The organism is Stenotrophomonas sp. TEPEL, from assembly GCF_004348785.1.
Lineage (GTDB): Bacteria > Pseudomonadota > Gammaproteobacteria > Xanthomonadales > Xanthomonadaceae > Stenotrophomonas > Stenotrophomonas indicatrix.
The window spans coordinates 2,932,841-2,957,160 of record NZ_QQXJ01000001.1 but is presented as its reverse complement, the minus strand read 5'-3'; the positions used below and the strand labels follow the sequence as shown (position 1 = coordinate 2,957,160).

The following is a 24,320-nucleotide window of genomic DNA, read 5'->3' as shown; positions in this document are numbered from 1 at the left end:
GCCGGCCAGCGGCCGGCACTACCGACTCTGCCTGGGTCCGGTAGTTGCCAACCTTGGTTGGCGATGCCGGCCAGCGGCCGGCACTACCCCTGCTCAGCAGGCCACCGGCACTGCGGCCATCACCGCCAGCAGTTCGCGGTTCACCTGCTGGTGCTGCTGCTGCCATGCCGGAAGATCATCGGCGCTGACGTCGGGCTGCCCATCCAGCGATGACAACCAACGCTTGAAACGGCTCTGGTAGTTGGCCAGTGAAACCTCGCCGGTGATGTCGCTGCCCACCAGTCCACCGGTGCGCAGGGCCTCGATCACCATCAGTGCGTGTTCAAGTTGGAAGCGGCCCTGGTCCCAGTTGCTGCGCGCAACATCTTCAGCGAACACGTCCTTGTCGATCGACAGGTAGGTCGGCCGAGGGGCCTGCGCCTGTTCGGCGGCGAACGCGGCGACCAGGGCCTCGGGATGGTCGAAGCGGCGGAAGGCATCTGCCATGCCCATGCGACCGGCCCAGCCCACATCCACATCCATGCACCAGTAGGTCAGCCGCCGCCCCAGCAGGGGCCGCCAGTGGTTCTCCCACGCGTGGCCCAGGCCGATATCGGCGGAGGTGATGCCCAGCACATGCACATGCGATACCTGCGACAACGTGGAGGCGGCATTCACCCAGGAACCGCAGTGCATGCCGAAGGGAAAGCGCATGTTGTCCGGATGGTTGTCCAGCACCACCAGCTGGAACGGGGCACGCGTGTGCAGGCGCTGCAGCAGCGGCAGGCTGAGATGGTGGAAGTCGCCGCTGCCGAGCATGACCGTGCCAAGCTGTGCCGGCAGCGGCCGAAGAACTTCAGTGGCGAAGCGTGACAGCGTGGCGTTGCGGCAGGCAAAGCGCAGCGGGTCATGCCAGTGCTGCAGCGCAAGCGTGCGTGCCTGCGGCAATGGCAGGACGCCACCGTCGAGGTCGAGGATCAGCGGCGGACGCAGTTGCATCGGTCAGCCTCCTCCATCCGGCTCAGCCTGCAGGTGCGGGGCCAGCCTGCGCAGGACGGCGCGCAGCAGCGGCGAACGCGCATGTACCGCGTGTACGGTGGAGGTGAAGCGAGCACCCAGTTCAGCCTTGATGCGTGAATCGGTCCAGCCGGCGACGTAGTGGCTGAGGCCGTGCTGCAACGCGTATTCCAGGTTGTGCATCCAGCTGACCGAGTACAGGTTGTGGTCGCGCGACTGCGGATAGGACAGGCCGATGTACTTGTCCACCAGCTTGCCGGCATGCACGTAGCACAGGTTCCAGCCGATCAGCTCGCCGTTGTGGCGGTAAAGGAACAAGCGCCCCTGTCCCTGCGTGTCTGCCAGCAGGTGCTGGAAGAAGGGCAGGTCGAGCCGGTCGAAATGCACGACGCTCTGTGCATACACCTGCAGGTACAGCGCATGCAGTTCGGCCTGCAGCCGTGGTTCGGCAAGGGCAGGGTCACCGGTGGCGATGCAGTCGATCTGCAGGTTGCTGCGTGAGCGCAGCTTGCGCCGGATGTTCTTGCGACGCCCTGCGGACAGGCGCGCCAGATAGGCGTCGATGCAATCGAAATCGATCGCCACCCATGCCAGCGGCATGCCTTCCAGCGGGATGAAACCGCGTGCTTCCAGCGCCTGCAGGAAGGCGCGGCTGTGTGCGTTGGCGGCATCGTCCAGCAAGGGCGACTCGACCGCCAGATCCTTGACCACCAGCAGCCGGCTGTCACCGACGCCATGGCGCAGCACGTCGTCGGCCAGTGCTGCCGCAGAAACACGCCCCGGCAGCGGGGTGTACTCGGTGCTGGTGGCACCGATGAACCGCGTCTGCCAGGTCAGCCACGGCCGCCACAGGCGCGACAGCGGCAGCCCCAGCAGGCGCGAGCGCAGTGCATCGTCCAGGGTTGTGGTCAGATCCAATGGCGCACGGAAACTGGGCAGGCCGCTGGGCAGGCGGCTGGCATCGAACCCGAGGGGCGGGTGGGCCAGGAAGCCGTCCAGCAGCGCGGCCGGTTCCAGCGCGGTGCTGGATACACGCGGCATCATGTCCATGCGGGGCACGGGAACCGGCAGCGCATTCCCGCTCAGCCCTTGGCCTTGGTCAGCAGCTGGTCCAGCAGGGTGATCGCCAGGTCGATCTCTTGGTAGGTGATGTTCAACGAGGGCGCGAAGGTGATCACGTTCTTGTACCAGCCACCCACATCAAGCACGAGGCCCATGCGCTTGCCGTCGTGCAGCAGGTCGCCGGCCAGGCCGATGTCGACCATGCGGTCGAGCAGTTCACGGTTCGGGGTGAAGCCATCGGCGGCGCAGATTTCCGCACGCAGTGCCAGGCCGAGGCCATCGACATCGCCGATTTCCGGATGGCGCTTCTGCAGGCCGCGCAGGCCGTCGAGGAAGTAGGCGCCCTTCTCCGGCACGGTGCGCTCGTAGTCCATCTCCTTGCCCAGCTTCAGCACCTCCAGGCCCAGGCGCGTGCCCAGCGGATTGGAGTTGAAGGTGGAGTGGGTGGATCCCGGCGGGAACACGGTCGGGTTGATCAGCTCTTCGCGCGCCCACAGGCCCGACAACGGGTTGAGGCCATTGGTCAGCGCCTTGCCGAACACCAGCACGTCCGGGGTGACATCGAAGTGTTCGATGGCCCACAGCTTGCCGGTGCGCCAGAAGCCCATCTGGATCTCGTCGACGACCATCAGGATGCCGTACTTGTCCAGTACGCGCTTGAGGCCCTTGAAGAAGTTGCGCGGCGGAATGACGTAGCCGCCGGTACCCTGGATCGGCTCGACGTAGAACGCGGCGTACTCGGCCTGGCCGACCTTGGGGTCCCACACGCCGTTGTACTCGCTTTCGAACAGGCGCTCGAACTGGTGCACGCACTGGTCGGAGTACTCGTCCGGGGTCATGCCTTTCGGGCGACGGAACGGATACGGGAACGGGATGAACATTGCGCGTTCGCCGAAATGGCCATAGCGGCGGCGGTAGCGGTAGCTGGAGGTGATCGACGAGGCGCCGAGGGTGCGGCCGTGGTAGCCGCCTTCGAAGGCGAACATCAGGCTCTTGCCGTTGCGCGCGTTGCGGACGATCTTCAGCGAATCCTCCACCGCCTGCGCACCACCCACGTTGAAGTGCACGCGGCCATCGAGGCCGAACTTCTCGTGCATGTCCACCGCGATGGTCCTGGCCAGCTGCACACGGGTGGGGTGCAGATACTGGCTGGCGACCTGCGGCAGGGTGTCGATCTGGTCCTTCAGCGCATTGTTCAGGCGCTGGTTGGCGTAACCGAAGTTGCACGCCGAGTACCACATCTGCAGATCGAGGTAGGGGGTGCCGGCGGCATCGAACATGTAGCTGCCTTCGCAGCGCTGGAAGATCTTCGGCGGATCAACGTAGTGCACGGTGTCGCCGAAGGAGCTGTAGCGGGCTTCGTCTGCCAGCAGCTGGGCATCGGTGATGGCGGCATCGGCGTTCTTGTCAAAAATATTCATCGGTTCGGTTCCGGAGAGGGCATTCGAAGGAAGCAACGGGCGGAGCGATCAGGCGGTGGCGAGCAGCCGCGGAAGCGAGGGGTGAAGTAGAGTGCCGTCGAGCAGGCGCGGCAGCAGCGCAGTAGCGTCGTGGAAGGTATCGATGCCAGCGTGGGGAATGCCGGCGTCGGTGCAATGGGCAATCAGGCGACGCTTGGCGAACACGAAGTCGGCGTGTTCGGACACGCAGAAATCCGAGGCGCCATCGCCGATCATCAACACGCGGGGAGCTTCGTCAGCACGCGCCTGCGCCGCGCAGGTGCACTTGCAGGTGCCGCTGCGGCAGCCTTCGGCCTGGTAAGGGGATTCAAGCTGCCAATGGTCGTCACACCAGCGCAGGTGGTTGGCCACCACAGGCAGCGGCGGCAGGCCGTGGTTGGCGAGGATGCGATGGATTGCGTAGTCCAGGCCGTCGCTGACGATGCGCAGTGGCAGGCCCAACGCCTGCGCGCGATTGACGAAGGCGGCGAAGCCCGGATCGATCCGTACCTGGTCCAGGTGTGCATCGAGGGTGGCCGGATCCAGCTTCAGCAGGCGGACCTGGCCCTGCATGCATTCACGCGAACCGATCTCGCCGGAGCGCCACTGGTCTTCCAGCTGTTGCCAACCGGGCTGGCCGAAGTTTTCCAGCAGTGAATCGATGACGTCCTCGAGGCTGATGGTGCCATCGAAGTCACACAGGATGCTCCATTGCATGGGCAGCTCCGTCGATGAAGAGAAGCCTTGGCACGATGCCGGCGACGGGGCCAATGTAGGCAGGCCGTCTTTCTCGTTCCTTTCCACCTGAAAGCCCGAACGGAGGCACTCGGGAAGCGTTCAGCCAGTGAGCGCGAAGCAGTCTTTGCCCGGCTTCAGCCACTACTGGCCAGCCAGTACCTTCACGATCTCGCAGGCGTCTTCGTGGGTCAGCCAAGGGCTGTTGCCCACGGTCAGGGAGCGGGCGGCGAAGTCGCGGGCATTGGGTGCGTGCGCGTCTGCAACGACGCCTCGCAGATAGGCATAGTCCGGCAATGCATGGATGAACATGCGGCTGACACCCAGGCCGCGCTGCCACAGCGATGAAAGCGCTTTGTCGCGCGCACATTCGCTGGGCAGCAGCAGCATCAGCATCGGCCAGGTGCCAAGAGTGCCAGGCATCCCATCCACCACTTCAACGGCAGGCAGCGATTCCAGCTGCACGCGCAGCTGCAGCGCGCGCAGGCGGGCGGCCTGCAGGAAGGCGGGCAGGCGCTGTGCTGCGCGTGCACCGACGTTCTGCCGCCAGCGGCTGACGCGATGCTGCGGAATAGCCAACGGAAACACATCACCCACCGCAGCTTCCAGGTCGCCACGGCGCAGGGCACGCCGCAGCGGATTTCCATACACCAGCGACAGCAGGGAAGGGCGGTAGCAGGCCGCCAGGCCCAGCAGCTGCAGGCTGCGGATCAATTCCCAGCGCGGGTTGAAGGGCGTGTGTCGTGCGGCCTGCTCGATCAACGCCGCGCGCAGTGCTTCATCACGTGTCAGCAGCAGGCCGCCCTCATGCAGGCTCAGGCCCTTGCCGGCGGCCAGGCTGAAGAAGCCGATATCGCCGCGCAGGCCGACGCTGTTGCCGGCCACGCGTGCACCCAGTGCCTGTGCAGCGTCCTCGATCACCCACGCACCGACGCGGTGCGCAATGGCACATGCGCGATCAACATCGGCGATGCGCCCGCCCAGATGCGTCGGCACGATCGCCAGCGTGCGTGCATCGGCTGCGGCGTGCAGCGCCACCGGGTCGAAATCGAAATGGTCGCGGCGGGTGTCACACAGGTGTATGCGCAGGCCGAGGCTGTGCACGGCAATCGGTACCAGCGGACAGGTATAGGCCGGCAGGATCACCGTATCGCGCTGCGGCGCGCGCCTGCGCAGGGTGCGCAGGGCGATCAGCAGGGCATGGGTGCCCGAGCAGGTCAGCTGCAGCGGCGGCGTGCCCAGCTGCCCGGCGAGAATCGTGCACAGGTCACCGCCACCGGGAAGGAAATCGCCGGCCTGCAGGGGCAGCCCAGCGGTGGGAGGCAACTCGCGCGACAGCAGGCTCACGGGGCTGCTTCGGTAACAGCATGCGGATCATCGGCCTCGGCGCGGCCGAGGCAGATGATGCCGGCCACGATCAGCACCGCACCGATCAGGTGATGCAGCGTCAACGGTTCGTGCAGCAGCCACGCCGACAGCAGCAGCACGCTGATCACTTCGAGGTGCGAGGCCGCGAACGCAGGGCCGATCGGCGCGTGCCGCAGAAGGCTCATCCAGGTGAAGAACGCGCCGACATAACCGAGCATCGCGCCGTATACCCAGGGCTGTGACAGCACGCGCAGCAGCCATGCGCTGTTGGCTTCGACCGGCAGCGCGGCGTCGCCGGCGTACTTGAAGCACAGCTGGGCCAGGGTGTCGAAGGCCATCAGCAGCGGGAAGCCGACCAGGTACAGCCGCCTCATGTTCCGGCTCCGACCACGGCAACGCCGGCGCTGACCAGCAGCATGCCGGTCACCCGCAGCGGCGTCAGCCGCTCGCGGAACAGGATGCGGCCGGCCACCATCAGCGCGACGATGTTGATCGAGCCGAGCAGCACGCCCTGCGACAACGGCACCAGCGACAGGAAAGCGATCCAGGCGACGAATTCAAGCACATAGCAGGCGATGCCCAGCCACAGCCAGGGACGGCCGAACATGTGTTTCCAGCGCTGCAGGCCTTCGCCATCCTGCGGGTCGCTGGCGGCCGCCTTGAAGGCCAACTGGCCGCCGGTGTCGAGCACCACGTTGACCAGCCACAGGAGGGTCGCAAGCGATCCCATCTCAGGCGACCGCCTGCAGCACGCCCGCACGTTCGCCGATGTCGCTGAAGAAGCGCGCGCTGCGGCGGATCACCTCGCGCCGTTCGCGATCGATGGTGATCATGTGGTAGCTGTCTTCCAGCACCACCAGTTCGGTCGGTCCGCTGACGCGCGAGATCACCAGTTCTGCGTTGCCCATGCTGGCCACGTCGTCCTCGCGGGCGTGCATCACCAGGCATGGTGCCGTGACCTGGTGCAGGTGACGTCGTGTCCAGGTGCTCAGTGCACGCATTTCGGCCAGGGCATGCCACGGGTTGCCTGGCAGGCCGGCAGCGGCACTGTCACCAGAGAGCATGGCGGCGCTGACCTGTGCACGCAGGCGCTCGTCGCGCAGGCCGTACGGCGGCTCTTCCATGAACATGCGGTCGCGGCCGATGCCCAGGCGCTTGAACCACGGCAGCAGGAACGAGAAGCGAGCGACCGCCGGAATGTTCCAGCCGTCGTAGCGGAAGGTGGCGCCGTATACCCCCACGCCGCAGACCCAGTCCGGCCGCCGCGCGGCCAGCGCCAGCGCCAGCACCGCGCCCATCGACAGGCCGCCGACGAACAGCTGGTCGACCTTGCCACGCAGGTCCGCCGCCGCGTCTTCCACGCCCTGGTACCACTGTTCCCAGCGGGTCTGCAGCAGGTCTTCGACGCTGCCGCAGTGACCCGGCAACTGCACGCCATGCACGCTGAAGCCCGCGTTGTTCAGCCCTTTGCCGAGCATGCGCATTTCGGCGGGCGTGCCGGTCAGGCCATGGATCAGCAGCACACCCTGCGGGCCACCGGGAAGAAAGAACTCATGGGATGCAGGCACCAGTCGGCTCCAGCGCGGCAGTCGGGAAGGTCAGCATCGCAAGCGCGATTTTCGGCAACCTTTCAACGATCCGTCTGGATCAAGGGCCCTTCAGCAACGGTATGGTGATGGACACCTTCAGGCCACCGGCGGGGCGGTTGAGGTAGCCCAGGCGTCCGCCCAGGTGTTCGACGGCCTCATGGGCGATGGCCAGGCCCAGGCCGGTGCCGCTGGCTGCAGTGCCGGGCGCACGGAAGAAGCGCTCCCCCAGCCGCGACATCACGTCCTCGGGCACGCCCGGGCCGTTGTCTTCGACGTACAGCTCGACATCGTTGTCGTCCAGGGCCTGCACACCGACGGTGACGGTCGCATCCGCGCCGGCGTAGCGCAGGGCGTTGTCGATCAGATTGTCCAGCGCCTCGTGCAGCAGTGCACCGTTGCCCAGTATCCGCACCGGCTGCTGCGGACCCAGGTAGCCCAGGTCGATGCCATCGCGGATCGCTTCGGGCACGCGCATGCCCACCCATTGCGGCACCAACTCGGACACATCCAGCGCCTCCACCGTCTCCGGCACGGTCTGGGCACGGCTCAATGCCAGCAGCTGGGTGCTGACGCGTGCAGTGCGCTGGTTGAGCCGGCGGATGTTCTGCAGCGCTTCGCGCACGGTCTCCGGATCGCCGTGCGCCAGTGCCTGGTCCACGTGCAGTGCCATGCCCGCCAGCGGCGAACGCAACTGGTGGGCGGCATCGGCAATGAAGCGGTTCTGCAGCGTGATCATTTCCGCCTGCCGCGCGAACAGGCCATCGATGGTGCTGATCAGGGGCTGGATTTCCTCGGGCACGTCCGCGTCGGAAATCGGTGCCAGCTCGCCGCGGCGCTGGGCCAGGCGCGAGGTCAGCGGGGTCAGGATACGCAGGCCGTGGGTGACGCCGAACCAGACCAGCGCGGCCATTCCCAGCGCCAGCATGGCCATCAGCGGAATGACGATCATCAGGATTTCGCGTGCGCGCTGGCGGCGGTCGGCCATGCTTTCGGCCACGGTCACCGCCAGCTGGTCCTGCGGATCGTTCATCGCCTGCGTGCAGACCGTCGACATGCGCACCTGCTGGCCGTTCAATTCACCCTCGTACAGCGCCGGATGGATGCCGCTGCAGTCCTGCGAGGGCGCATAGGCGCTGAAATCCGCATTGCCGGCGATGGTGCCCAAGCGGCTGCTGTCGACGTTGAAGTAGCGATGACCGTCGGGGTCGTACTCGATCAGAAAACGTGCCTGCGGAGACAGGTCGCTGCTGACCGGCATCGTGCTGAGCATCTGTGCGAACGATACGGTGTCGTCGGTCAGGTTGCGGTCGTGGATGCGGTTGGAGTAGTCCAGCGCTATGTAGTAGGCCAGCAGCGTGTTGAAGGCCAGCAGGCCCAGCATCGGCAGCGCCAGGAAGGCGAGCAGGCGCCGGCGCAGGCTGGGCGGTCCGCTGATCACGCGCTGGCGTCTTCCAGCATGTAACCCAGCCCGCGCACCGTGCGGATGCCCATGCCGCCCGGCTGCAGCTTGCGGCGCAGGCGGTGCAGGGCGATATCAAGGCCGTTGTCGGTCAGGTCCTGGCCCCAGTCGCACAGGGCCTCCACCAGCTGCGCACGCGAGACGATGCGCTCGGCACGTACCGCCAGGGCGGACAGCAGGCCGAATTCGCGCGCGGTCAGCTCCAGTGTCTGCTCGTCTATCCATACGCGGTGGCCGGTCAGGTCCAGGCGCAGCCGACCGATGCGCAGGTCGGGGTTGCCGTTGCTGGTGACCCGGCGCAGCTGTGCGCGCACGCGTGCTTCGAATTCGTCCAGCGCGAAGGGCTTGACCAGGTAGTCGTCGGCCCCCAGGTCGAGCACCCGCACGCGCTCGGCCAGGCCATCACGTGCGGTGACCACCAGCACGGCCAGCCCATCGCCGCGCTGGCGCAACCGCTGCAGCACGTCGCGGCCATCCAGCTGCGGCAGGCCCAGATCCAGTACCAGCAGCGCGTACTGGGTGGAGTTCAGGGCTGCATCGGCATGCGCGCCGTTGTCCACGTGGTCGACCACGTGGCCCTGCCGGCGCATCGAGGCGCACAGGCCAGAGGCGATGTCCGGGTCGTCTTCTGCGATGAGTACGCGCATGCGCGGGGCTCCTGGGGGCGGATGGGCCGCCCGCTGGACAGGGCGGGCCTCTCGGCTGCCGAGGGTAGCGGCAAACGGGGTGGAGGTGGCAGGCGCGGGGGGCCCAGGCGCACCCGGCGCTGGCCCTTCGTTCAGTCCTGCAGGCCAGGCTGGCCCTTGGCCAGCGGCACCCGCGATCCGTCCAGCAGGCCGCGGCTGAGCTTGCCGTCCTCGATGAACAGCAGTTCGCCGTTCTCGCCATTCTTGATGCTGCTGTCGATGGCAATCACGCGGCCGTCGTGGAAGCTGCTGACGTGTGGCATCGAGGTGTGGCCGACCACGATGCGCTTGAGCTGGAGACGGTCGAGCACCGCCTGTACGCCTTGGCTGTCCAGGCGCCCGTCGAAGTAGCCGCGGTACCAGATCGGGCTGGTCTTGCCGTCGTACAGCGGCGCGGTGGCGGGGTCTGCCTTCACCTCGGCCTTGGGAATGCCCAGCGAGGCCTGGTAGGCGGCATTGGTGCGGGCCGGGTGCAATGCCATCTGCACCGCTTCGGGCGAGATACCGCCATGCAGGAACAGGGTATCGCCGATCTGCAGCAGCACCGGCCGCGTGCGCAGCCACTGGCCGATCACGGAGTCGGCAGCATACAGCTGCGGATAGCTGCGACCGAGCAGCTGCGCACTGCGCAGGTACTTCGGATTGACGTAACGCAGGTCGTCGTACAGCACCATGGTCTCGTGGTTGCCGAGCACGAAATGCACCGCGCCACCGGCGGCGGCTGCCTGTTGCTGCAAGCCATACAGCAGCCAGAACGCTTCGGTCACCTGCGGGCCGCGATCGAAGACGTCGCCGGCGATCACCAGCGTATCCGTGCCCAGTGCCCAGCGGTCCTGCGTGTCGATCACCCGGTTGGCGCGCAGCAGTTGGACCAGCAGCGCGTACTGGCCGTGGATGTCGGACACGGCGACGATGCGCGGCACCGCCGGCAGCACCGATGCCGACGGCGCGTTCGGTGGCAGCACATGCACCGCATGCGGGTAGCCGCAGCGCGCGGCAACCTCTGTGCCATCGGTTCCGGCCTGCACGCTGTGGGTTTCCACCTGGTCCTGGCAGATCCACTGCGCTTTCAGCTGCGCGCCTTCACGGAACAGGTAAGGACCGTCGCTGTCCACGTGCTCTGCGGGTGCTGCCACGTCGCGGGCAGAGGCCAGTGGTGCGGCCAGCAGCAGGACCAGTGGCAGCAGGATCGACAGGGTTCGGGCGTGGTTCGGCATCGGCGGCATCCAGCGGCAGGAGACGAGCGATGCTAACCGCCCACGGACGCCACCGGTGTGCGCGAACGGGCGGATCAGGCCCGGCCGCCTTCCCCCTTGAGCTTGCGCACGCGGGTATCGGCGGCGCGCACGGGCTGGCCGTCACGGCCATGGGGTTGCATGTAGGGCAGTGGCCGGCGGCTGCTGGATTCGATCAGTTGCGAGTGCGCTTCGCCAGCAGCGAAGCAATGCCGTTCTCCCCATTGGCGCAGGGCCACCAGCAGCGGAAACAGGTCCTGGCCGGCTGCGGTCAGCACATAGTCGTGGTAGGCGCTGCCATCGGCGGCGGGCTGCTGCACCAGCAGCCCCGCCTCGACCAGGCGCCGCAGGCGGTCGCTGAGGATGTTGCGCGCCGCGCCCAGGCTGCGCTGGAAATCGCCAAAGCGACTGACGCCATCGAAGGCATCGCGGATGACCAGCAACGCCCAGCGGTCGCCGAGCAGATCGGCGCTGCGGGCCACGGGGCAGGGGCTGTTGGCGTGCATGGCGGACTCCCTCGATTGTGGTTGCAGTTTAAAACCAGTGGCGCTACCGTGCACCTGGTTTCAAAATGCAACTACACTGATGAAGCCTTCTCTGTCCCGCCCCGTGTTGGGCCTGCTCGCCATTGCTGCCGGTGCCAGCGTGGCCAATGTCTATTTCGCGCAGCCGCTGCTGGAGCGCCTGGCCCACGATTTCGCCCTGGATGCCGCCGTAGCCGGTGCAGTGCTGGCCGCCACCCAGGCCGGCAGCGTGCTGGCCCTGCTCGGGCTGCTGCCGTTGGCCGACCGTGGCGACCGCCGTCGACTGCTGCGGGTGCAACTGCTGGCGCTGGTGGTGGCACTGCTATGGCTGGCCGCCGCCCGCAGTACCGCGTGGTTGCTGTCGGGCATGCTGCTGGCGGGTCTGCTGGGTACCGCGCTCACCCAGGGACTGATCGCCTACGCCGCCAACCTCGCTGCACCGGAGCAACGCGGGCGGGTGGTCGGCATGGTCCAGGGCGGCGTGTTCATCGGCCTCCTGTCGGCACGCGTGGTCTCAGGTGCGGTAGCCGCCGTAGCGGGATGGCGCGCGGTGTACCTGCTGTCGGCATTGCTGATGGCGGCGCTGGCACTGCTGCTGTGGCGGCGTCTGCCGCACGTGCCGGTGCCCGCAATGCCGCCGTCGTGGCGCAACCTGCTGCGTTCGATGGCCGATATGCTGCGGCAGGATCGCGCGCTGCGCGAACGCGGGCCGCTGGCATTGTTCCTGTTTGCCGGGCTCAACGTGTTCTGGGCCGCGGTGCCACTGCCGTTGTCGGCGCCGCCGTTGAACTGGTCGACCGCCGCCATCGGCGCGCTGGGCCTGGCCGGCATCATCGGCGCACTACTGGCAGCGCGGGTCGGGCACTGGATGGATCGTGGCCTTGCCCACCGGGTGAGCCTGGGGGCGCTGCTGCTGCTGCTGGTCGCCTGGGTGCCGCTGCTGGGCCTGCCGCACTCGCTGGCCCTGTTGCTGCTGGGCGTAGTGGTGCTGGATCTGGGCGGGCAGGCGTTGCATGTGTCCAACCAGGCCCTGCTGCTGCGTGCACCGGCCGAACAGCATGGACGCCTGGTGGCGCTGTACATGCTGTTCTATGCCGTGGGCAGCGGTGTGGGGGCTGCGGCAGGCACCTGGACGCAGGCGCGCCATGGGTGGCCGGCGGTGTGCGCGCTGGGCGCGGGCATCGCGCTGCTGGCACTGACGTGGTGGGCGACGTGGCGCATACCGCGCAAGGACGCTGCGTAGCGTCCAGACCGTCCGACGCCACGTCACGCGCGCTGCAGGCTCAACGTTGCAGCGCGCGTCGTCCCGGCGCGTCCGGCAGTGCGTCGTCGGCCACCACCACCCGGTTGCGGCCCTGTCGCTTGGCGGCATACATCGCCGCATCGGCGCGCGCCATCAGCCGCTCGTAATCGGGATGCCCATCGTGTCCGGCCACGCCGATGCTCGCGGTCAGCGCCAGCGTCTGTCCATTGGGCAGGGTGATCGGCGATTGTGCGATCTGCCGGCGCAGGCTTTCGGCGATCACCTCCGCCTGTGACTCGCTTGCCGCCACCAGCACCACCACGAACTCCTCGCCGCCGTAGCGGAACAGGTAGTCGCTGCCTCGGGTCTGCTGGCCGAGCAGGGCGGCGACGTGCTGCAGCGCGCGATCGCCGGCGTCATGACCGTGGCCGTCATTGATCGCCTTGAAATGGTCCAGGTCCAGCAGCAACAACGAGAACGGCGTGTGGTTGCGCGTGGACAACTCGATCTCACGGCGCAGCACGGTCGGCAGGAAGCGCCGGTTGAGCAGGTTGGTCAACGCATCGCTGCCCGCATCCAGTTCACCGATGCGTTCGAACAGCAGGGTCATCAGGTTGCGGATGGTGGCCAGGTCTTCGCGGATCATCGGCAGGGCGGTCAGCCGCCGTGCCGGATCTTCATCGGTGGCGCGCTGCAGGCGGCTGTCGATGCGTGCCATCAGCTGGCCCACCTGCTGCGTCTCGCTGCTTTCGCCGAAGCTGGGAATGCCCTTGTGGGTGAACCACAGGCCGAATTCCGAGCTCGCCAGACTGGCGTTGTCGGCACCGCTCGCATGGCCGGCGAGGGTGTACAGCAGGCTGTTTTCCCAATCCAGCAGCAGGGCGCGCTGGCGCTCGCGCTCGGTGCTGACGTTCTGCACCAGCGAGAACAGCCGGTACGCCGCATCGGTGCGCGAAGAGCGCTCACGGGCGTGCGTATAGGCCAGCGTCATGCCTTCCATGGCGATGTCCATGATTGCGCTCAGGCAATCGATGGCGGCGAAGGCGGTGTCGTTGTCAGCGGCATCGGCGCGCAGGCGGATGAACAGCTCGTGCTTGAGCACGCGCGCACCGCGGGCCACCAGGTCCACCGGAATACCGACCCGTGCGTGCACATCGCCGATCACCCGTTGTGCGGCGACGGTAGCGGCAATGCCATCCGCATCGGTGGTCAGCAGCTGGGCCAGCCAACGCTGCATCGCCGGTTGCAGGCGCTGCTTGACCTGGTCGTGGGACAGGAAGCGGCGCGCACGCGTGTCCTGCAGCAGCACTTCGTAGAAGCGCTGCGCCAGCGTCGGCGGTGCATCGGCGGCCACGGCATGCAGCAGCGCGGCGGCGGCGGGGCCGGCCAGCTGCAGAGACTGCTGCCAGGCCTGAGCCAGCGGTTGGCTGGCTTCGTCCAGTTGGGGTGTATCCACATCGATCTCTAACGGCGGACAACAGACCACGGTATCGGCCGCGACTGTCGACGGTTGATGGCAGGGAAGCCAGCCAGTTTAAGCGCCATGCAGGCCGAAAAACGCGGATGAAGCACATGCCGGCCGATGCCGCAATGCGTTGACGCATTTGAGAATCAATCGCATTTATGAAAAAATGACGGCAGGAACCGGCATGCGGGCATCCCGCAGTGATCGTTCCGCCTCCCCTGTCGCCGCCTCGTGCCCTATGCCAGAGGCTTCCGTTGCCCTGCCAGAAGGTTCAGAACATGCCTGCAAACACTCTGTCACCGCGCCCGCTGGCGCTTGCCGTCGCTGCGCTGCTGGCCACCGCTGCCGTCACCGCCCATGCGGAAACCGATGCCACCGATATCGACACCGTGCATGTCACTGCCTCGCAGATCGCGCGGCAGGCGCTGGGCACGTCCACCATCACCGCCGAGGACATCGCCAAGCGGCCGCCGGTCAACGACATCGCCGAACTGCTGCGGACGATGCCCGGCGTCAATCTGACCGGCAACAGTGCATCGGGCCAGTACGGCAACAACCGGCAGATCGATCTGCGCGGCATGGGGCCGGAAAACACCCTGATCCTGATCGACGGCAAGCGCGTGGGTGCGCGCGACGCGGTGCGCATGGGCCGCAGTGGCGAGCGCAACACGCGCGGCGATACCAACTGGGTGCCGGCGGAAATGATCGAACGCATCGAAGTGCTGCGCGGCCCGGCAGCGGCACGCTATGGCTCGGGTGCCTCCGGTGGCGTGGTCAACATCATCACCAAGCGCCCGACCGGCGACCTGACCGGTGCGGTCGACCTGTACGGCCTGGTGCCCGAACACAGTGCCGAGGGCGGCAGCGAGCGCCTCGGCCTGCAGCTGAGCGGGCCGATGACCGACACGCTGTCGTTCCGGTTGTACGGCAACCTCAACAAGACCGATGCCGATTCGCTGGATCTCAACCGCGACTTCGCCACCGGTGCCAATGCGGTACCGCCGGCGGGCCGCGAAGGCGTCAAGAACCGCGACGTCAACGCGCTGCTGCGTTGGGACGTCACCGCCAACCAGGTGGTCGAGTTCGAGGCCGGTACCAGCCGCCAGGGCAACATCTATGCCGGCGATCGTGCGGTCAGTACCACGGGTACCTCCACCGGCGTCGACCTGGCCGCACTGGCCGAGCAGCAGGCCGAGACCAACCGCATGTACCGCACCACCGGCGCGATCACCCATCGCGGACGCTGGGGCGATGTCAGCTCGCGGCTGACGGCAGCGGTGGAAGGGGTCAACAATTCGCGCATCAACGAAGGCCTGGCCGGCGGCCCGGAAGGCAGCTTCAATGGCACCGACTGGTCGACCTCGCGCCTGCGCAACTACCAGCTTGACGGCGAGGTGAGCTTCCCGACCACCCTCGGCGGTGCGGAAAACGTGTGGACGCTGGGCTTCGAATACCTCGACAGCCGGTTGACCGATCCCTATTCGATGAGCCAGTCCAGCAGCAGCGGAGGGGGCATTCCGGGCCTTTCGGCCGATCGCGCACGCGGCAAGGCCGATGCACAGACCACCGCCGTCTACGTGGAAGACAACATCTACCTCGGTGAGCGCTGGATCGTGACCCCGGGCCTGCGTTTCGACCATCACAGCCAGTTCGGCAACAACACCAGTCCGAGCCTCAACGCGCAGTTCCGGCTCAACGGCGATTGGGTGGTGAAGGGCGGCATCGCGCGCGCGTTCAAGGCGCCGAACCTTTACCAGTCCAACCCGGACTATCTGTATTACACCCGTGGCAACGGCTGCCCGAACGCGTTGCCGAGCCTGGGCGCCGGCTGCTACATGCAGGGCAATGCGGATCTCAGAGCAGAGACCAGCCTCAACAAGGAACTGGGCGTGGAGTGGGCACCGCAGAGCGGCTGGCAGGCCTCGTTGACCTATTTCCACAATGACTACAAGGACAAGATCCAGGCCGGTTACACCCAGATCGGCCTGACGGCCGACCGCAAGGGCCGCATCTTCCGCTGGGAAAATGCACCCAAGGCCATCGTGCAGGGGCTCGAGGGCAACCTGGTGATCCCGCTGCTGGGCGAGCAGGGCGACCGCCTGAAGTGGAGCAACAACTTCACCTACATGGTGGAGAACGAAAACAAGAGCACCGGCCAGCCGCTGTCGGTGATTCCCAAGTACACCGTCAACACCATGCTGGACTGGCAGGCCACCGAGCAGCTGTCGCTGCTGCTGACCGGCACCTTCTACGGCAAGCAGGAACCGGCCACGGCCAACATCAACAACGATCCGCGCTGCACCGCCAACTGCGATGCGTCCACCGTGCTGCAGACCCGCGGCGCGTACAACGTCTGGGGCGTGAGCGCGCGCTACAAGGTGACCGACACGGTCAGCGTGGGCTTCGGCGTCAACAACCTGGCCGACAAGCGCCTGTTCCGCGAGGCCAACAGCAGTGACGCCGGTGCGGCGACCTACAACGAGCCCGGCCGCGCGTACTGGGCCAGCCTGCGTTTCGGCTTCTGACCCGATGAGCGCTGCGCCGGGACGGTTCCGGCGCAGCCTGGTGGCTTACTTTACCTGGCGGCAATCGCGAAGGTGGACACCACCGGTGTCCATCCTGTCGACCACGCCTTCCAGCTTCACCCAGTCGTTCTCGCGCAGGGTGGCGCCCAGCGCCATCTGATCCGGGGCCAACGCACAGCTCACGGTGAAATTGGCGTTGTTGCTGTCATTCGACTGGCGGCCGCCGATGCCACCGATGCCCTTCATCTTGGTGACCAGATAGCCCACCTCGATGGTGTTGCTAAAGCGGTTGGGCTGGGCGGTGTAGACCTGGCCATCGATGATGAAACGACGGCCGAAATACTTGATCAGCAATGGCTGGTACATTGCTTCCGTGTCGGGCGGGGTGCTGGCGCCGGAGAACAGCGCCTTGAGCGGTGCGGTGTTGATTTCCCGCTGCAGCCGCTTGGAGTCCTTGCCCATTTCGGTGGACATGCCGACCGCAGTGGCCTGGATCGGCTTGTCGAAGCCACTGGAGATACGCACGGCTTCGGCGATCGCCTCGCCCTCGGGGCCGGTCTTGAGCTTGTCCAGCCAGCCACACAGCGCGCTGCGTGCGTCCTCTTCCTTGGCGGTCTGCCCCCGCGACAGTTTGGTGCCGACCGCTACGTTGCCGCCATTGGAGGCGGTGATGACGCTGACCAGCGGCACCTTCGTGTCGGTCTGCAGCACGTACATCTGGCCTTCCGTCTCGGTGATGACGTCACCGCTGACGAAATTGTTGCCCTCATCAAGTGCCGCCTTGCGCAGCTGGCCCAGCGCACTGCGCGGCTTCAGGCCGGGAAGAGTGACCTCGGAGGTAAAGAACTGGCCGTTGCGGGGGTCACCTACCGAGCGGAAATTCTGCTGGCACGTCTTTGCCGAGGCGCTTGCGGCCATGCCCAGCGCACAGGCCACGGCGACGGCGACCCAGGGAGTCTTGGTAGTCCACATGTTCCGGATTCCTTGTGCTTGTATGTCCATTGCGGGCAGCGGCGCCGAGGCGATCCGGCTGCCCGTCCCCGTCCAGAGGGGATGCGGCCATCATAGTGTGACGCGGCACGGGCGCAAGCCGCAGCGACCCGCGTCGCGGATTCTGCAATGTTATAAACAGCGTGATAGTTTCCCGACACCCGCCGGCGTAGCCTGACTCCCATCACCAAGGAGCTGTTGCCATGGGGCACGACCACGATCACCTGCCATCCGAGATCCGCCACGAGAAACCCTTGTGGTGGGCGCTCGGCCTGACCTCCACCTTCCTTGTGGTGGAGGTGGTCGGTGCGTTCTGGACCAACAGTCTGGCGTTGCTGTCCGATGCCGCGCACATGGCTACCGACACCCTGGCGCTGATGATCGCGCTGGTGGCCGTGCGGCTGAGCCGGCGCCCGCCGGACGCGCGCCGCACCTACGGTTATGCACGTCTTGAAGCACTGGGCGCGATGATCAACGGCGCAATGCTGTTCGTGGTTGCGGGCTACATCCTGTGGGAAGCCATCGGTCGCTTCCGCCAACCGCAGGAGATCGCCTCCACCGGCATGCTGGTGATTGCCGCGGTCGGCCTGGTGATCAACATGATCTCCATGCGCCTGCTGCAGGCCGGCAGCGGCGAGAGCCTCAACGTGAAGGGCGCCTACCTGGAAGTGTGGGCCGACATGCTCGGCTCGGTGGCGGTGATCGCCGGCGCGCTGTTGATCCAATGGACCGGCTGGAAGCCGATCGACCCGATCCTGGCCGTTCTGATCGGTTTGTGGGTGCTGCCACGCACGTATGTGCTGATGCGCGAGGCCATCAACGTGCTGCTGGAAGGCGTGCCCAAGGGCATGGACGTGGCCAGGGTCCGCGACCGCCTGTCCGACCACGACGCAGTGCTGGACGTGCATGACCTGCACGTGTGGGCGCTGGCGTCCAGCACGCCGGCACTGACCGCGCACATCGTGATGCGCGAAGGCGACGACGCCGACCGCCTGCGGCGCGAACTCGGTGATCGCCTGCACGATGATTTCGGTATCGAACACGTGACCCTGCAGATCGAAGCCGACCACTGCGGCGAAGCCTGTGGCCAGCCGTCGGCGGGCAAGGACGACGATCACGCCGGGCACGACCATGCCGCTGCCGATGCGCAGGGCCATCGCGGTCACGTGCATCGCTGAAGCGGGTGTGGCGGCCGGTGCCCGGCGCTACCTCCGTTCGTCGCGCCGCGAGGCCAGCCGATCCGCCAGCCGGGTCGGCTCGGGCAGGCGATAGCCGCGCAGCGTGCGCTGTACCCAGGCCAGCGCGGTATCGGCACTGACCCGATGCCCACCGGCGACAAACAGCGGCTTGCAGCGCAGCTTGCTGCGCAACACCCAGCCGAGCTGCTCGCCGCCGTCCAGCAACGGCGCGTGCGCGCCGGCCTCGGGGTCAGGCTCGATGAAGCGGCCCACCAGCTTCGATTTGGCCACGCCGATGCTCGGCAGGTCGGTCACCACGCCCAGGTGTGCGGCAATGCCCAGCCGGCGCGGATGGCTGATGCCATGGCCATCGACGAACACCAGGTCCGGTGCGCGCGGCAGCAACGCCAACGCAGCCAGCAGCGCCGGCAGTTCGCGGAAGCTGAGCAGGCCCGGGATATAGGGCATCACGGTGGGGATGCGGGCGATTTTCTGCGCCACCGGCTGCAGGGTGTCCGCGTCGAGCAACACGGCCGCAGCGCGGGTGATCGCGCCGTCTTCCTCGAAGCCGACATCCAGCCCGGCCAGCCAGCGCACGGTAGCGGGCAGCCGGTCCTGCCGCTGCACGCGGGTGGCCAGCTGCTTCTGCTGTTCGCGGGCGGCGCTGACGCTGCCTTCCCAGCGCCCGGGGTCGATCAGTGTATTCATCGGCCGCAGGATGACATCCATACCGCCACGGCGCGGTGAGCGGGCGCCGGGGCTACAATGGCCACCTGCCTTTCCTCGCGTTGGAGACCCTGCAGTGACCCGTAAACTCGTACTGTTGCGCCATGGCCAGAGCCAGTGGAACCTGGACAACCGCTTCACCGGCTGGGTCGATGTCGACCTGACCGAGCAGGGGCGCCGGGAAGCGGCTGCCGCCGGCCGCCTGATGCGCGAGGAAGGCCTGCAGTTCGACGTCGCCCACACCTCCGTGCTCAAGCGCGCCATCCACACCCTGCAGGGGGCGCTGGCCGAGCTGGAGCAGGACTGGCTGCCGGTGAACAAGTCCTGGCGCCTCAACGAGCGCCACTACGGCGGCCTGCAGGGCCTGGACAAGGCCGAGACCGCCGCCAAGCACGGCGAAGACCAGGTCAAGGTGTGGCGCCGTTCGTACGACATCCCGCCGCCGGCGATGGACCTGGAAGATCCGGGCCACCCGATCCACGACCGCCGCTATGCCGGGCTGGATCGCAACGCGCTGCCGGGCACCGAATCGCTGGCCACGACGCTCGACCGCGTGCTGCCGTACTGGCACGACGCCATCGCGCCGCAGTTGAAGGAGGGCAAGACCGTGCTGGTCACCGCCCACGGCAACTCGCTGCGCGCGCTGTACAAGTACCTCAACAACGTCTCGCGCGAGGAAATCCTCGAGCTGAACATCCCGACCGGCATTCCGCTGCTGTTCGAGTTGAACGACGACCTCACCGTGAAGTCGTTCCGTTACCTGGGTGATCCTGAAGCGGCACGCAAGGCCGCCGAAGCCGTGGCCAACCAGGGCAAGGCGCGGTAGATACCCACCGTTGGTGGGTATTCCCCTGCTGGGTAGGTGCGGACCAACGGTCCGCACCTGACCGGTTGCGACCACGGGCGTTTCCCCCTGTGACCTTTGGCCGGTCCCCACCATCGCCGCAGCGGCTACGCTGGACGATTCGCCGTTGGAGACATGCCATGAACGTCCGCAATCTGGTCCCGCTGGGCCTGACCATCGCCATCGCCGCTTCGCTCGCCGCCTGTGGCAAGAACGAGACCGCGCCCGCTGCCGACGCCGCCAAGCCGGCGTTCGACCAGTCGCAGATCAAGACCGCGCTGATCAGCCTCAACAGCGCCGACCTCGATCCGGCCATTTCGGCCTGTACCGACCTCAATGGCTTCGTCAACAGCAAGTGGCTGAAGGCCAACCCGGTGCCGGGCGACCAGACCACCTGGGGCAGCTTCGAGATCCTGCGCGAGCGCTCGCTGGAAGTGCAGCACGCGCTGGTGCAGCAGGCCGCGGCCAGCCAGGCCAAGGCCGGCTCGGTGGAAGCCAAGATCGGTGACATCTGGAAGACCGGCAACGACGAAGCGAAGATCGAGACCGCCGGCCTGGCGCCGCTGCAGCCGACGCTGGACAAGATCACTGCGCTCAACGACACCGCCGCCATCACCCAGTACCTGCGCGACAGCCAGGCGCAGGGCCAGGGCGTGCTGTTCTCGCTGTTCGCCAATGCCGATTACAAGGATTCGGCCAACGTCATTGCCTACGTCGGCCAGGGCGGCCTGGGCCTGCCGGAGAAGGGCTATTACTTCGACGACGCGCAGGCCAAGATCCGCGACGCCTACGTGGCCTACATCGCGCAGGTGCTGACCCTGTCCGGCGTGGACGCGGCGCAGGCTGCCGAACAGGCCAAGGCGGTGATGGCGTTCGAGACCCGCCTGGCCAAGGCTTCGATGTCGCGCATCGAAATGCGTGACCCGGCCAAGCGCTACAACCCGCTCAGCGCCGCCGACGCGGACAAGCTGACCCCGAACTTCAGCTGGACCGCGCTGTTTGACACCCTGAAGGTGCCGGCTGCGCAGAAGTTCTCGCTGGCCCAGCCGGGCTTCTTCAGCGAAATGGACAAGATGCTGGCCGACGTACCGGCCGCCACCTGGCAGTCCTACCTGCGCTTCCACACCATCGACGACGCCTCGCCGTACCTGAGCAGCCAGTTCGAGAAGGCCAACTTCGAGTTCTACGGCAAGACCCTGCGCGGCCAGCAGGAAATGCAGCCGCGCTGGAAGCGCGTGCTGGAGTCGGTCAACGGTGGCATGGGCGAAGCCCTCGGCCAGCTGTACGTGGACGCGGTGTTCCCGGCCGAATCGAAGGAGGCCATGCAGCACCTGGTGCAGAACCTGTCGGTGGCGCTGAAGGCGCGCCTGGAGCAGCTGCCGTGGATGGGCGAGGAAACCAGGAAGAAGGCACTGGAAAAGTGGGCCAGCTTCACCCCGAAGATCGGCTACCCGGACAAGTGGCGTGAGTGGACGGGCCTGCAGACCAACGGTGACAGCTACCTGGGCAACATGCAGGCAGCGCGCGCGTTCAACTACCGCTACATGCTGGACAAGATCGGCAAGCCGGTGGACAAGACCGAGTGGGGCATGACTCCGCAGACCGTCAATGCCTACTACAACGCCACCAAGAACGAGATCGTGTTCCCGGCGGCGATCCTGCAGGCACCGTTCTTCGATGCCAAGGCCGATCCGGCGCTGAACTACGGTGGCATCGGTGCGGTCATCGGCCACGAGATGATGCACGGCTACGACGACTCGGGCAGCCAGTTCGCCGCCAACGGCAACTTCGACAACTGGTGGACCGACAGCGACCGCAAGGCCTTCACCGAACGCACCGACCAGCTGGTCGCGCAGTTCGACGGCTATGAATCGGTGCCGGGTGTGTTCGTGAAGGGCAAGCTGACCCTGGGCGAGAACATTGGTGATCTGGGTGGCCTGACCGTGGCCTACGATGCCCTGCAGATGGCGCTGAAGGAGAACCCGAAGGCGAACGTCGAGGTGGACGGTCACAGCCAGGACCAGCGCTTCTTCATGAACTGGGCCACCGTGTGGCGTCGCAACTTCACCGACGGTGAGCTGCGCGTGCGCCTGAACACCGATCCGCATGCACCGGCGAATTTCCGTGCCAACGGCGCGCCGTCGAACATGCCGTCCTATGCCGCCGCGTTCCAGTGCAAGGCCGGTGATGCGATGGTCCGTGCGGACGACAAGCGCGTGGTGATCTGGTAAGCGGTCGCCGCTAACGCGTGAAGCAGAAGGCCCGGCGAATGCCGGGCCTTCTCGTTGCAGTCGGCTGAAACAGGCAGCAGATCAGCCCGGGCATTTCAGGTACTGAGACAATGTGGCCTGCCATGCGCTGGCCGGGTCGAAGCCTGGCACCAGGCCACCGCCCTTGCCGGTGAAATTGGACATGCCATGGGCCAGCATGTAGGTCGGGGTGTACGAGGGCGGCCCCATGCGCTTGCTGACGGTGCAGATGCCAGCGACGTAGGCTGGTGCCTTGTCGGGGCTCAGCTGCGCCTTCAATGCGCTGTCGAAGCGGCCGAGATTGTCCTCGCCCATGGCCGAACCGGCCATCGCCTTGAGCGCGTTGTAGGCACCGTGTCCCGTCTCGTCTGCGACGCGCTGGCGATCGAAATGGGCGAACACGCTGGCGATGTTGTAGAGATCGATGGCGTCCTGCATGCGTCCATCCTGCACGCAGCGGGGCAGGGCATTCATCAGGGTGGCAGGTGAGGTGCCAGCGGTGACCTGGTTGCGCGACAGGCATGCGGCGGCTGGCGCGGTGCCATCCGGCTGGGCCTGCGCGAATGGCGCCAGGGCCAACAGCAACGGGCCCAGCGGTGCGGCGATACGGGTGTTTCCTTTCATGGGTGATGCTCCTCGTAAGCAGGGCCGTCTGCGGCGATCCTCAGCTTGCGGGGATCGCCGCGGCTGCGCAAGCGAGGCGCCGTCCAGCCGGTGAAGGCTCAGGCCAGCGCCGGCTCGTTCCTGAGCATGCCGTGGAAACGCTGCAGCACGTAGGGATCGACCAGGCCACCGGCCTGCTCATCGAGGATGCGCAGCACCGTCTCGTGCTCCATCGCCGCGCGGTAAGGGCGCACGCTGGTCATTGCATCGTAGGCATCGGCAATGGTGACGATGCGGGCGCCGAGCGGAATGGCCTCGCCGTGCAGGCCATCGGGATAGCCGCTGCCATCGAACGCTTCATGATGGGCACGGATCAGTCGCGCGACCGGCGCGGCATCACTGCGGCCGGTGGCCAGGAAAATGTGCTCGCCGCGCACCGGGTGCTCGCGCATGATCGCGCGCTCTTCGTCGCCGTGCCGGCGCGGGCTCAGCAGTACCTCGTCGGGGATGCCGATCTTGCCGATGTCGTGGAAGCGCGCGGCCAGGCCGACCTGCGCACAGGCGTCCTCATCCAGGTCGCAGTGCAGGGCAAGGTGCTGCGCAAGAAGGCCCACGCGGTCACAGTGGTGGCGGGTATAGGCATCACGCATCTGCAGCGACATCGACAGGGCGTCGATCAGGCAGGCCTGCGCGTGCAGGAGGTCGGGAGGTCTGGGCTGGGGCATCGGAACTGGAGGCGCGGCGAAGCTGCGCAGAAAACGGAAAGGCCCGCGAGAGCGGGCCGGGGCGGCGCATAGGGTACCCGCATCGGTGTCACGCGGGGGGCATCGATGGCCCCGCGCGGGGCTGTGCGTTCAGTCGCATGCAGTATTTTGGCCCCGGCCGCATCGGCGACCGGGGCTGCGCGGATCAGCCGCTGGTCTGCAGGTGGATGCGATGGGCTTTGGCGAAGGCGTCCTGCGCGTCGCTCAGGGTCTGCATGTCTTCGCCCATTCTGGTCACGGCCTCATCCAGCGTCTGCAGCAGCGGGGTGACCTGTTCTTCGCTGTAGCCATCGGGCAGGGCGGCAAGCTGTTCCATCACGGCGAACATGTGTTCGGTGCTCTTCAAGGAATCGAGCAGGTTCTGGTGCAGTGCATCGGCGTCCTTGCCATGAGTGAACTGTTGGACGAAGACCAGCCGGTCGGCGATTTCCTTGTGCGCGTTCTTCAGGCCGAAGCGATGCTGCTGCATGCTCTTGCCGTCCTGCAGCGAGGCATGGAAGGACTGGCCGTTCGGGCCGTTGGTCCATTGCTCGACCATGCTGACCGTGCCGTTCCAGCTGGCGACATTCTCATGCAGGTAATCGCGGTTGCTCATGCCGCTGTGGCAGGCCGCCAGCAGGCCCAGGCTGGTGGCGAGCAG

At 66.7% G+C, this 24,320-nt stretch carries 23 protein-coding genes; 5 read left to right on the top strand and 18 right to left on the bottom strand.

Going from position 1 to position 24,320, the window contains the following annotated elements; translation table 11 throughout:
- Positions 1 to 93: 93 nt before the first annotated feature.
- The 12 genes from TEP_RS13420 to TEP_RS13365 form a co-directional block, all read right to left on the bottom strand.
- Positions 94 to 978, bottom strand: a complete 885-nt coding sequence (locus TEP_RS13420; RefSeq protein WP_132825601.1) for an arginase family protein — start codon at positions 976 to 978, stop codon at positions 94 to 96.
- A 3-nt stretch (positions 979 to 981) separates the two neighbouring features.
- Positions 982 to 2,046, bottom strand: coding sequence for a GNAT family N-acetyltransferase (locus TEP_RS13415; protein ID WP_132825600.1), 1,065 nt, complete (start codon positions 2,044 to 2,046; stop codon positions 982 to 984).
- A 32-nt stretch (positions 2,047 to 2,078) separates the two neighbouring features.
- Positions 2,079 to 3,479 carry an aminotransferase class III-fold pyridoxal phosphate-dependent enzyme gene (locus TEP_RS13410; protein WP_132825599.1) on the bottom strand — a complete coding sequence of 467 codons (1,401 nt, stop codon included), beginning with the start codon at positions 3,477 to 3,479 and terminating at the stop codon, positions 2,079 to 2,081.
- A gap of 48 nt (positions 3,480 to 3,527) precedes the next feature.
- Positions 3,528 to 4,214 carry an MtnX-like HAD-IB family phosphatase gene (locus TEP_RS13405; RefSeq protein ID WP_132825598.1) on the bottom strand — a complete coding sequence of 229 codons (687 nt, stop codon included), beginning with the start codon at positions 4,212 to 4,214 and terminating at the stop codon, positions 3,528 to 3,530.
- Between the two features lie 162 nt (positions 4,215 to 4,376).
- Entirely contained in the window at positions 4,377 to 5,579 is a 1,203-nt protein-coding gene (locus TEP_RS13400; protein ID WP_132825597.1) for a DegT/DnrJ/EryC1/StrS family aminotransferase, read from the bottom strand.
- Positions 5,576 to 5,974 carry a DMT family transporter gene (locus TEP_RS13395; protein ID WP_025873781.1) on the bottom strand — a complete coding sequence of 133 codons (399 nt, stop codon included), beginning with the start codon at positions 5,972 to 5,974 and terminating at the stop codon, positions 5,576 to 5,578. Before TEP_RS13395 ends, TEP_RS13400 begins: the two co-directional genes overlap by 4 nt.
- A complete protein-coding gene (locus TEP_RS13390) occupies positions 5,971 to 6,330 on the bottom strand; it encodes an EamA family transporter (RefSeq protein ID WP_025873780.1) in 360 nt (119 codons plus the stop codon). Before TEP_RS13390 ends, TEP_RS13395 begins: the two co-directional genes overlap by 4 nt.
- A gap of 1 nt (position 6,331) precedes the next feature.
- A complete protein-coding gene (locus tag TEP_RS13385; RefSeq protein ID WP_132825596.1) occupies positions 6,332 to 7,168 on the bottom strand; it encodes an alpha/beta fold hydrolase in 837 nt (278 codons plus the stop codon).
- Between the two features lie 79 nt (positions 7,169 to 7,247).
- Positions 7,248 to 8,627, bottom strand: coding sequence for a sensor histidine kinase (locus TEP_RS13380; protein WP_132825595.1), 1,380 nt, complete (start codon positions 8,625 to 8,627; stop codon positions 7,248 to 7,250).
- Positions 8,624 to 9,295, bottom strand: a complete 672-nt coding sequence (locus TEP_RS13375) for a response regulator (protein WP_025873777.1) — start codon at positions 9,293 to 9,295, stop codon at positions 8,624 to 8,626. The genes TEP_RS13380 and TEP_RS13375 overlap by 4 nt, the downstream gene beginning before the upstream one ends.
- A gap of 131 nt (positions 9,296 to 9,426) precedes the next feature.
- Positions 9,427 to 10,551: a metallophosphoesterase gene (locus TEP_RS13370; protein WP_132825594.1), complete on the bottom strand. Its 1,125-nt coding sequence runs from the start codon at positions 10,549 to 10,551 to the stop codon at positions 9,427 to 9,429.
- Positions 10,552 to 10,625: 74 nt separating this feature from the next.
- Positions 10,626 to 11,075 (bottom strand): helix-turn-helix domain-containing protein, encoded by a 450-nt coding sequence (locus TEP_RS13365; RefSeq protein WP_032976028.1) that lies wholly within the window; start codon positions 11,073 to 11,075, stop codon positions 10,626 to 10,628.
- Positions 11,076 to 11,154: 79 nt separating this feature from the next.
- Here TEP_RS13365 and TEP_RS13360 point away from each other — a divergent pair, with 79 nt between their 5' ends.
- On the top strand, positions 11,155 to 12,336 hold the full coding sequence (locus TEP_RS13360; RefSeq protein WP_132825593.1) for an MFS transporter: 1,182 nt from the start codon (positions 11,155 to 11,157) through the stop codon (positions 12,334 to 12,336).
- A 40-nt stretch (positions 12,337 to 12,376) separates the two neighbouring features.
- Here TEP_RS13360 and TEP_RS13355 read toward each other — a convergent pair whose 3' ends face one another.
- Positions 12,377 to 13,792 carry a GGDEF domain-containing protein gene (locus tag TEP_RS13355; RefSeq protein ID WP_132825592.1) on the bottom strand — a complete coding sequence of 472 codons (1,416 nt, stop codon included), beginning with the start codon at positions 13,790 to 13,792 and terminating at the stop codon, positions 12,377 to 12,379.
- A 287-nt stretch (positions 13,793 to 14,079) separates the two neighbouring features.
- Between TEP_RS13355 and TEP_RS13350 the strand changes: the two genes are divergently transcribed.
- Positions 14,080 to 16,326, top strand: a complete 2,247-nt coding sequence (locus TEP_RS13350) for a TonB-dependent siderophore receptor (protein WP_132825591.1) — start codon at positions 14,080 to 14,082, stop codon at positions 16,324 to 16,326.
- Positions 16,327 to 16,371: 45 nt separating this feature from the next.
- Here the strand turns inward: TEP_RS13350 and TEP_RS13345 are convergent, their stop codons facing one another.
- Positions 16,372 to 17,298, bottom strand: a complete 927-nt coding sequence (locus TEP_RS13345) for a hypothetical protein (RefSeq protein ID WP_132825590.1) — start codon at positions 17,296 to 17,298, stop codon at positions 16,372 to 16,374.
- Between the two features lie 221 nt (positions 17,299 to 17,519).
- Here TEP_RS13345 and TEP_RS13340 point away from each other — a divergent pair, with 221 nt between their 5' ends.
- Positions 17,520 to 18,494: a cation diffusion facilitator family transporter gene (locus tag TEP_RS13340; RefSeq protein ID WP_025873771.1), complete on the top strand. Its 975-nt coding sequence runs from the start codon at positions 17,520 to 17,522 to the stop codon at positions 18,492 to 18,494.
- A 27-nt stretch (positions 18,495 to 18,521) separates the two neighbouring features.
- Here the strand turns inward: TEP_RS13340 and nfi are convergent, their stop codons facing one another.
- Positions 18,522 to 19,202, bottom strand: coding sequence for a deoxyribonuclease V (gene nfi, locus TEP_RS13335; RefSeq protein ID WP_132825589.1), 681 nt, complete (start codon positions 19,200 to 19,202; stop codon positions 18,522 to 18,524).
- 94 nt (positions 19,203 to 19,296) lie between these two features.
- On the opposite strand from nfi, the gene gpmA reads away from it, so the two are divergent.
- Together gpmA and TEP_RS13325 are read left to right on the top strand one after the other, a co-directional pair.
- On the top strand, positions 19,297 to 20,046 hold the full coding sequence (gpmA, locus tag TEP_RS13330) for a 2,3-diphosphoglycerate-dependent phosphoglycerate mutase (RefSeq protein WP_132825588.1): 750 nt from the start codon (positions 19,297 to 19,299) through the stop codon (positions 20,044 to 20,046).
- A 158-nt stretch (positions 20,047 to 20,204) separates the two neighbouring features.
- A complete protein-coding gene (locus TEP_RS13325) occupies positions 20,205 to 22,295 on the top strand; it encodes a M13 family metallopeptidase (protein WP_132825587.1) in 2,091 nt (696 codons plus the stop codon).
- A gap of 81 nt (positions 22,296 to 22,376) precedes the next feature.
- On the opposite strand, the gene TEP_RS13320 is transcribed toward TEP_RS13325, so the two are convergent.
- The 3 genes from TEP_RS13320 to TEP_RS13310 all read right to left on the bottom strand — a co-directional run bounded on the left by TEP_RS13320 (position 22,377) and on the right by TEP_RS13310 (position 24,275).
- Positions 22,377 to 22,937: a hypothetical protein gene (locus TEP_RS13320; RefSeq protein WP_132825586.1), complete on the bottom strand. Its 561-nt coding sequence runs from the start codon at positions 22,935 to 22,937 to the stop codon at positions 22,377 to 22,379.
- 98 nt (positions 22,938 to 23,035) lie between these two features.
- Positions 23,036 to 23,641, bottom strand: coding sequence for an HD domain-containing phosphohydrolase (locus TEP_RS13315; RefSeq protein ID WP_132825585.1), 606 nt, complete (start codon positions 23,639 to 23,641; stop codon positions 23,036 to 23,038).
- Positions 23,642 to 23,825: 184 nt separating this feature from the next.
- The gene (locus TEP_RS13310) at positions 23,826 to 24,275 is read right to left on the bottom strand and encodes a hypothetical protein (RefSeq protein WP_132825584.1); all 450 of its coding nucleotides are present in this window, start codon (positions 24,273 to 24,275) and stop codon (positions 23,826 to 23,828) included.
- Positions 24,276 to 24,320: the final 45 nt, after the last annotated feature.

Bases quoted from the DNA above. Each gene is read 5' to 3' on its own strand.
- TEP_RS13420 (WP_132825601.1), bottom strand. From the start codon at position 978: ATGCAACTGCGTCCGCCGCTGATCCTCGACCTCGACGGTGGCGTCCTG.
- TEP_RS13315 (WP_132825585.1), bottom strand. From the start codon at position 23,641: ATGCCCCAGCCCAGACCTCCCGACCTCCTGCACGCGCAGGCCTGCCTG.
- TEP_RS13340 (WP_025873771.1), top strand. From the start codon at position 17,520: ATGGGGCACGACCACGATCACCTGCCATCCGAGATCCGCCACGAGAAA.
- TEP_RS13415 (WP_132825600.1), bottom strand. From the start codon at position 2,046: ATGGACATGATGCCGCGTGTATCCAGCACCGCGCTGGAACCGGCCGCG.
- TEP_RS13360 (WP_132825593.1), top strand. From the start codon at position 11,155: ATGAAGCCTTCTCTGTCCCGCCCCGTGTTGGGCCTGCTCGCCATTGCT.
- TEP_RS13320 (WP_132825586.1), bottom strand. From the start codon at position 22,937: ATGAAAGGAAACACCCGTATCGCCGCACCGCTGGGCCCGTTGCTGTTG.
- TEP_RS13405 (WP_132825598.1), bottom strand. From the start codon at position 4,214: ATGCAATGGAGCATCCTGTGTGACTTCGATGGCACCATCAGCCTCGAG.
- TEP_RS13390 (WP_025873780.1), bottom strand. From the start codon at position 6,330: ATGGGATCGCTTGCGACCCTCCTGTGGCTGGTCAACGTGGTGCTCGAC.
- nfi (WP_132825589.1), bottom strand. From the start codon at position 19,202: ATGAATACACTGATCGACCCCGGGCGCTGGGAAGGCAGCGTCAGCGCC.
- TEP_RS13370 (WP_132825594.1), bottom strand. From the start codon at position 10,551: ATGCCGAACCACGCCCGAACCCTGTCGATCCTGCTGCCACTGGTCCTG.
- TEP_RS13395 (WP_025873781.1), bottom strand. From the start codon at position 5,974: ATGAGGCGGCTGTACCTGGTCGGCTTCCCGCTGCTGATGGCCTTCGAC.
- TEP_RS13350 (WP_132825591.1), top strand. From the start codon at position 14,080: ATGCCTGCAAACACTCTGTCACCGCGCCCGCTGGCGCTTGCCGTCGCT.
- TEP_RS13325 (WP_132825587.1), top strand. From the start codon at position 20,205: ATGAACGTCCGCAATCTGGTCCCGCTGGGCCTGACCATCGCCATCGCC.
- TEP_RS13365 (WP_032976028.1), bottom strand. From the start codon at position 11,075: ATGCACGCCAACAGCCCCTGCCCCGTGGCCCGCAGCGCCGATCTGCTC.
- TEP_RS13375 (WP_025873777.1), bottom strand. From the start codon at position 9,295: ATGCGCGTACTCATCGCAGAAGACGACCCGGACATCGCCTCTGGCCTG.
- TEP_RS13345 (WP_132825590.1), bottom strand. From the start codon at position 17,298: ATGTGGACTACCAAGACTCCCTGGGTCGCCGTCGCCGTGGCCTGTGCG.
- TEP_RS13310 (WP_132825584.1), bottom strand. From the start codon at position 24,275: ATGAGCAACCGCGATTACCTGCATGAGAATGTCGCCAGCTGGAACGGC.
- TEP_RS13410 (WP_132825599.1), bottom strand. From the start codon at position 3,479: ATGAATATTTTTGACAAGAACGCCGATGCCGCCATCACCGATGCCCAG.